The 7,241-nt window shown below is 65.5% G+C and carries 9 protein-coding genes; 7 read left to right on the top strand and 2 right to left on the bottom strand.

Annotated features, from left to right (window positions below):
- Window positions 1-52 precede the first annotated feature (52 nt).
- Together ACPZMI_RS03330 and olsB are read right to left on the bottom strand one after the other, a co-directional pair.
- The gene (locus ACPZMI_RS03330) at window positions 53-844 is read right to left on the bottom strand and encodes a lysophospholipid acyltransferase family protein (protein WP_426351664.1); all 792 of its coding nucleotides are present in this window, start codon (window positions 842-844) and stop codon (window positions 53-55) included.
- Window positions 844-1,599: an L-ornithine N(alpha)-acyltransferase gene (olsB, locus tag ACPZMI_RS03325; protein ID WP_186667310.1), complete on the bottom strand. Its 756-nt coding sequence runs from the start codon at window positions 1,597-1,599 to the stop codon at window positions 844-846. Before olsB ends, ACPZMI_RS03330 begins: the two co-directional genes overlap by 1 nt.
- Window positions 1,600-1,735: 136 nt before the next feature.
- Between olsB and ACPZMI_RS03320 the strand changes: the two genes are divergently transcribed.
- From ACPZMI_RS03320 to ACPZMI_RS03290, 7 genes are all read left to right on the top strand, one after another.
- Complete coding sequence (locus ACPZMI_RS03320; protein WP_426351663.1) at window positions 1,736-2,623, top strand: acyl-CoA dehydrogenase middle domain-containing protein; 888 nt, start codon at window positions 1,736-1,738, stop codon at window positions 2,621-2,623.
- Between the two features lie 51 nt (window positions 2,624-2,674).
- Window positions 2,675-3,754 carry a serine hydrolase domain-containing protein gene (locus ACPZMI_RS03315; RefSeq protein WP_426351665.1) on the top strand — a complete coding sequence of 360 codons (1,080 nt, stop codon included), beginning with the start codon at window positions 2,675-2,677 and terminating at the stop codon, window positions 3,752-3,754.
- A complete protein-coding gene (locus ACPZMI_RS03310; RefSeq protein ID WP_186710822.1) occupies window positions 3,751-4,047 on the top strand; it encodes an amidase in 297 nt (98 codons plus the stop codon). Before ACPZMI_RS03315 ends, ACPZMI_RS03310 begins: the two co-directional genes overlap by 4 nt.
- Window positions 4,048-4,092: 45 nt before the next feature.
- Window positions 4,093-4,674: a YceI family protein gene (locus tag ACPZMI_RS03305; RefSeq protein WP_186718797.1), complete on the top strand. Its 582-nt coding sequence runs from the start codon at window positions 4,093-4,095 to the stop codon at window positions 4,672-4,674.
- A 1-nt stretch (window position 4,675) separates the two neighbouring features.
- A complete protein-coding gene (locus tag ACPZMI_RS03300; RefSeq protein ID WP_186710823.1) occupies window positions 4,676-5,833 on the top strand; it encodes a phospholipase D-like domain-containing protein in 1,158 nt (385 codons plus the stop codon).
- Window positions 5,834-5,912: 79 nt separating this feature from the next.
- Entirely contained in the window at window positions 5,913-6,491 is a 579-nt protein-coding gene (locus tag ACPZMI_RS03295) for a DJ-1/PfpI family protein (protein ID WP_186667305.1), read from the top strand.
- A 118-nt stretch (window positions 6,492-6,609) separates the two neighbouring features.
- The gene (locus ACPZMI_RS03290) at window positions 6,610-7,200 is read left to right on the top strand and encodes a GNAT family N-acetyltransferase (protein WP_186667304.1); all 591 of its coding nucleotides are present in this window, start codon (window positions 6,610-6,612) and stop codon (window positions 7,198-7,200) included.
- The last annotated feature ends 41 nt before the right edge of the window (window positions 7,201-7,241 follow it).

The raw sequence follows: 7,241 nt of genomic DNA, 5'->3' as shown, positions 1-7,241 counted from the left end.
CCTGTGGGAGCGGGCTTGCCCCGCGATAGGGCCGCTCGCCCCACCCCAGCAATCAGGCCGCTTTTGCCTGCCGACGCGGCACCGCCACCTCGACGTCCTCGACCCCGAACAAAGCCACCTGAATCGCCTGCTGCGCCATGAACGCCAGCGCCGCACGTTCCTTGCCCTGGCTCTCCACCGGCGCCAGCAGGTGAATCACCACCTCCCCCCGCTCCCGGCCAAACAAGCGCATCAGGTGCGAAACCATGTCGTCATCGCCGATGAACGGTGCGATCGGGTCCGGTTCGCCGTTGCGCAGGTACTGGATAGCCACTGGCTGCACGGGTGTGTCCTGATCGATGGCGCCGGCCAGCAGGCGTCCGTGGAAGGTGCGCAGGCCGCGACCGTCGGTGGTGGTGCCTTCAGGGAAAATCAACAACGGTCGGTCCTGGCCCAGTTGCTCGCTGATCTGTTCGCGCAGACGCTGGGCATCACCCCCGCCACGGCGAATGAACAAGGTGCCGGCCTTCTGCGCCAGCCAGCCGGCCAACGGCCATTGGCGTACCTCGGCCTTGGACAGGAACGACAGCGGCGTGAGCATGCCCAGCAGGGGAATGTCGGTCCATGACACGTGGTTGCTGACCCACAGCATCGAGCGCTGTGGCAGTTCACCGACGACCCGCACGTCAAAGGGCAGGGCGCCGATCAGGCGTTTCATGAACAGGCAGGTCCAACGTTGCCGCCGCTCGATGGAGGCGTGCAGCCCCAAGCGTTCGCCCAAGGCGATGACGCTGGCCATGGCGATCCCCAGCAACAGCACCAGTACCAGGCGCAGGAGGCGGGCGCAGGCCCGCAGGCCCGGCATCAGACTGCCGCCTTGAAGTGGCGGGCGTAGCGCGGGCAGAGGTCATCGCGCTTGAGCAGGATGAACACGTCGGCGACCTGGAAGTCTTGGTCCCAGCAGGGCTCCCCACAGATCTTCGCCCCCAGGCGCATGTACGCCTTGAGCAACGGTGGCATCTCGGTGATGACGTTGTTCGGCAGGGCCAGGGTGGGGAGCGGTTTTTTCGGCTCGGCGCGCAGGTGCTCGGTGCACAGGTAGCGTTCGCGCAGGCGCTGCATGATCGCGTGGGCCTGGATACCGCCGTCCTGCATGGGGATGCTGGCGCAGCCCATCAGGTAGCTGTAGCGGCCTTCGTTGAGCACTTCGGCAAGCTCGCCCCAGAGCACGGCGATGGTGCCGCCGTTGCGGTAGCCGGGATCGACGCAGGTGCGACCCAGTTCCAGGATCGGGCCTTGCAGTTGCAGCAGCCCGTGCAGGCTGAATTCTTCTTCGCTGTAGAAGCGGCCCAGGCTGCTGGCGGCCTGGTGGTCGAGCAGGCGGGTGGTGGCGACCAATTGGCCGGTGGCCAGGTCGCGCACACCGATGTGGCGGCAGTGGATATCGTAGTCATCCATGTCCAGGCCCAGTTCCGCGCCCTTGAGCTTGGCCTTGAATTCGGCGCTGAACACCTTGAAACGCAGGGCCTGTGCTTCCTGCAGGGCCGCGGCGCCGACCAGGCGTTCGGCTTGCAGACGGCGTTCAGTGCTGTTGTCGCCAGAGCGAGCGATCCGAGTCATTGCGAGTCTCCATAAGCCAGCCAAATAGGGTTGCGGCCGGTCGGCTTTGTTGTGCAAAGTCAGCCTAGGTAGGCGCGGTGTCACCTCCGTGAATCTTTGGTGATGCTTGCGTGACACCCCTCACGAGGAGCATTCGATGACCTGGTTGCAACGACTCAACGACCCGCTGCGCCAGGCGCTGGCGGCCACTCTGGGCGAGACCTATGCGGCCACGCTGGAGCGTCTGGGCGCAGTCACGCCGTTCGAACTGGCGGCGCTGGGTGGGCGCGCGATGGACACGCCGGGATTGGCCTTTCTGATCGGTTACCAGGCCGCCTTGCGTGTGCTCTGGCCCAGCGCGCCTGCGGGGTTGGGGGCTTTGTGCGCCACCGAGCGACGCAGTGTGCGTCCGGCCGACATGCACACCCGTCTCGATGGGCTGCGGCTGAGTGGTCGCAAGGATTTCGTCACCGCCGGTCTCGACGCCGAATGGTTGCTGGTGGCGGCCCGCAGCGAAGCGCAGGGCGAGAGCGCGCGGCTGAGCCTGGCGGTGGTCTACCCCGGTGAGCCCGGCGTGACCCTCGAAGCGTTGCCGACCCTGCCGTTGATGCCTGAGGTCGGCCATGCCCGTGTCGAACTGAAGCACGCGGCCTGCGAGCTGCTGGCGGGGGATGGCTGGGATGCCTATGTCAAACCGTTCCGCTCCCTCGAAGACCTCTATGTACTCATCGCGCTGCTCGGGTGGCTGCACGGCGTTGCCCAGGAGTGCACCTGGCCCCAGGTGTTGCGCCTGCGCGTGATTGGCCTGCTCGCTGCCTGTGCCGAGGCCAGCCGACAGTGCGCCGACAGCGTGGGCTGTCATCTGTTACTGGCCGGCCTGTTCGCCCAGTTCCAGGCACTGCGTGGTGATATCGACGCGGCCCTGGCCAGCGGCCCCGGGCACTGGGCGCAACTTTGGCAGCGCGACCAGGGGCTGCTGGCACTGGCCGCCGCGACCCGGGAAAAACGCCTGGCCAAGGCCTGGGCTGCTGCAGGATTGTCATGAAGCCCAGGCATGCTCCGCCGATTGACCGCGCGTGAGGTATCGATGGGCAAACTGAAGGTGGTGCTGGGGATTCTCGGATTGATCGCCCTGCCGGTGTTCGCCGAGGAGTGGCCGGACAGCCAATGGCAGCAGGATCCGACGCGGTACGACTGGCAGGCTGTCGACGACTATGCCTTCGCGCTGCGCAACGATGTCGATCGCAGCGGTGTACGCAGCGATGCACTGCTGATCATTCGTGACGGTCGCGTTCTGTACGAGCGCTACGCAGCGCCTACAGGCGTCGACACCCCGCACCTGACCTGGTCGATCAGCAAGAGCGTGCTGGCCACGTTGCTGGGCGTCGCCCGCGGCGAAGGGCGTTTCCAGCTCGATGATCCGGCCGCCCGTTACTACCCCGCCTTGCGTGAGCATCCGCAACTGCGCCTGGTCGACCTGCTGCACTGGGCCAGCGGCCTGGCCTGGCAGGAAGACTATGAATACGCGCCGCTCAAATCCTCGGTCGTGGCAATGCTCTATACCCGCGGGCGCAATGACATGGCGGCCTACACCGCTGGCATGGCCCAAGCCGAGCTGCCGGGGCAGCACTTTGTCTATTCCAGCGGCGACAGCAATCTGCTGGCCGCGGCGCTACGCGGCATGCTCGGGGCGGACCAGTACGCCGACTATCCCTGGCAGGCGCTGTTCACCCCGCTGGGTATCACGCATGCGGTGTGGGAGCGCGACGGTGTTGGCACCTATGTCGGCTCCTCCTACCTCTACCTCAGTGCCCGCGATCTTGCGCGCATCGGCCTGCTGATGCAGCGCGACGGGCGCTGGCGTGAGCAGCAACTGCTGCCTGCCGATTGGGTGGCCTTCAATCGCACCCTGTTCACCCATGCCGAGCCGGTGCCGGGCGATGCCAACCCCGGCGGGCACTGGTGGCTGAACCAGCCGCTGCCGGGCAACCCACCGCCCTGGCCGGATGCCCCCACCGATACCTTCGCCGCCCTCGGTCACTGGGGCCAGGCGCTATATGTGCTGCCCACGCAGAAGCTGGTGATCGTACGCTACGGCGACGACCGCGACGGCAGCTACAGCCATAACGAACTGCTCAAGCGCGTGCTGGCCGTGCTGGCGAAGGCGGGTGCATGAAGCGGATCTTGCTGGTGTTGCTGCTGGTCCTGCTGGCCTGGGCATGGACCGAACGTCAGGCCCTGTCGGACTTTCCGAGCATTCTTTCGGCGTACTCGGCAAAGGAGTACTGCTCGTGCCGCTTCGTCATGGGTTTTGACGAGGCCTATTGCCGCGCCTATGTGAAGCAGTACCTGCCATTGGGGCGCCTGGAAGAGGACAGCCGCGCACGCAGCGTGCTCGCCGAAGGCCTAGGACGGCATAGCATGGCTGTCTGGCAGGGGCCGCGCGAGGGTTGTCGCTTGCTGCCGTGAAGGCCTGCGGGGTAAGGTTGTCGGCCTTGCTTCACGAGGTTTCACATGCCCACCTTGCTCCGCCTGCTACCTGCCCTGTTACTGGCCCTGTGCCTGCCTGCCCATGCCAACTGGCACCTGGACGGTGAGTCTTCGCGCCTGTCGTTCATCACCGGCAAGAACGGCGATACTGCCGAAGTACACCGCTTCCTGGTATTGCACGGCACCATCGACCGCAAGGGTGTGGCTGGCTTGAGCATCGAGATGGATTCGGTGAGCAGTGGTATCCCGCTGCGTGACGAGCGCATGCGTGACACCCTGTTCGAGGTCCAGCGCTTCCCCGAAGCGACGGTCAAGGCCCAGCTCGACCTGCGCCCGATCAACGACCTTGCCAACGGTGCCCAACTGGAACTGCGCCTGCCGCTGACCGTGACGCTGCATGGCCAGTCCCACAGCTACAACGCCCTGCTGCTGGCCACCCGCCTCGATGAGCGGCGATTCCAGGTGGTGACCCTCGAGCCGCTGCTGTTGCGTGCCGAAGACTATGGCTTGCTGCCAGGGCTGGAACGCCTGCGCACCTTCGCCGGGCTCAAGTCCATCAACCCGTCGGTGCCGGTGAGCGCGGTGCTGATCTTCACCGCGCGCTGACATGCCAGGGCCGGTCTTCCCCTGGCGGGATGGCAACCAGTTCGAACTGCTGATCGACGGCCCCGAATTCTTTCCCCGCATGCTCATGGCCATCGTGCGCGCCGAGCGCCAGGTCGATCTGGAACTTTACCTGGTGGAGGCGGGGGCCTGTGCCGATGCGGTGGTCGAGGCCCTGGAGTCTGCGGCCGCGCGTGGCGTGCGCGTGCGTTGCCTGTTCGACGATTATGGCGCCCTGGCCTTCCCTTCGGCCTTGCGTCAGCGTTTGCAGGCCGCCGGAGCCGAACTGCGCCTGTACAACCGTCTGCGCTGGCGCCGGGGCCTGCGCAACCTGTACCGCGATCACCGCAAGCTGCTGCTGGTGGACGAGCACTGGGCGGTGGTGGGTGGCACCGGCGTGACCGATGAATTCTGGACACCGGGCCAGGAGGCTAGTGAGTGGCATGAAGTGATGGTGCGTATGGAGGGACCGGTGGTGGCTGATTGGCAGCTGCTGTTCGACCGACAGTGGCACGCCAACCACCGTCGCACGGCCTGGCGCCCGCCGGAAAACTTCGGCCTGTCGCGCCTGCCGAAGATGCCGGCGCAGGGCGAGGGCCTGGGCCGGGTGGCCTACGCCGACGCGCGCCAGCACCGCGATATTCTGCATTCACTGGTCCGTGCACTGAACAGTGGGCAGCGTCGCATCTGGCTGGCGACGCCGTATTTTCTGCCAACCTGGAGCGTGCGCCGGTCGCTGCGCCGGGCGGCGCAAAAGGGTATCGACGTGCGCTTGCTGCTCACGGGGCCACGCACCGACCACCCTTCGGTGCGTTACGCTGGCCATCGTTACTACCCGCGTTTGCTGCGCGCCGGGGTGCGGATCTTCGAGTACCAGCCATGTTTCCTGCACCTGAAGATGGCCGTGGTTGACGACTGGGTCAGCATTGGTTCGTGCAACTTCGACCACTGGAATCTGCGCTTCAACCTCGAAGCCAACGTCGAAGCCCTCGATCCGCCGCTGACTGCTGCGGTGCTGGCCAGTTTCACGCGGGACTTCGCCTTGAGCGAGGAGGTCGATCTGGATCACTGGAAGGCCCGGCCGCTGTGGCGGCGGGTGCAGCAGCGGATCTGGGGCTGGCTGGATCGGCTGGTGGTCAATCTGCTGGATCGTCGCAACTGAGACCTGCGCCGTATATCGTTCATCGACAAAGCGGACTATCGTGCAGTGATTGTTCCCTGCAAACGAAGGAGTGGATGCGATGACGGCGAAGAAGATTCTCATGCTGGTGGGCGACTACGTCGAAGACTATGAAGTGATGGTGCCGTTCCAGGCCTTGCAGATGGTTGGCCACACGGTGCACGCGGTGTGCCCTGAGAAGATCGCCGGGCAGACCGTGCGCACGGCCATTCACGACTTCGAGGGCGACCAGACCTACAGCGAGAAGCCTGGGCACAACTTCGCCCTCAACTTCGATTTCGTCCAGGTGCGTGCCGAGGGCTATGACGCGCTGCTGATCCCCGGTGGGCGGGCGCCGGAGTACCTGCGTCTGGACGAGCGGGTGCTGAAACTGGTCAAGGAGTTCGACCAGGCGGGCAAGCCGATCGCGGCGGTGTGCCATGGCGCACAGTTGCTGGCGGCGGCAGGGGTGCTCGAAGGGCGTGCGTGCAGCGCCTATCCGGCGTGCGCGCCGGAGGTGCGGTTGGCCGGGGGACGGTTCGTGGATATTGCCATCGACCAGGCGCATGTGGATGGCAATCTGGTGACGGCGCCCGCTTGGCCGGCGCATCCGGCCTGGTTGGCGGCGTTCCTCAAGGTGTTGGGGACGCGTATTGCCTGATCTGGCAGCGGTTCTGGAGAAATACCTGTCGCGCAGGGGAAAGGGCTCATGTCGCAGCCGATGATAGGGTTTCCCCTCAGGCCCGGCTTGGCCGGGCGCGACAGAACGACTGCTCCGCATGGAAATCCGCCTGCTTCACGGCGCTGCCATCGCGCCTTACATCGATGATATCGCTCGCCTGCGCCTGACGGTGGTCCGCGAGTTCCCCTATCTTTACGACAGCACGCCGGCGTACGAGGCTGACGGTCTTCGCCGCTATATCGACTCCGAGCGCAGCCTGGCGATCCTGGCGATGGACGAGGGGCGGGTGGTAGGCGTTTCCACCGGCATGCCGTTGGGCGACAAGCCTGAGGCTTTCCGCCAGCCGTTTTTCGAGCAGGGACGCGATCCGCGCACCGTCTATTATTTCGGCAAGTCGGTGCTGCTGCCGGCTTATCGCGGGCGAGGGCTGGGCGTGCGCTTTTTCATCGAGCGCGAATCTTATGCGCACAAGCTGGGTGGCTTTCATTACTGCGCATTCAGTGCCGTCGAACGGCCCAATGGCCATCCGCGCCGGCCAGAAGACTACAAGCCGCTACACGCCTTCTGGCGTAATCGAGGGTTTCTGCATCAGCCTTCGCTGCGTGCGTCGTGTGCGTGGCGGGATCTGGGCGAGCCGGATGAGTCGGACAAGACGCTGTCGTTCTGGCTCAAGGATCTGTTGCTGTGATCCTGTGCTGAAACAGCAGCGCCCCGTTCGCGGGCAAGCCC

Origin of the sequence: Pseudomonas wayambapalatensis, from assembly GCF_049942315.1 — a bacterium.
Lineage (GTDB): Bacteria > Pseudomonadota > Gammaproteobacteria > Pseudomonadales > Pseudomonadaceae > Aquipseudomonas > Aquipseudomonas wayambapalatensis.
The sequence above is the reverse complement of the archived record's forward strand: the minus strand, read 5'-3'. Positions and strand labels throughout refer to the sequence as shown.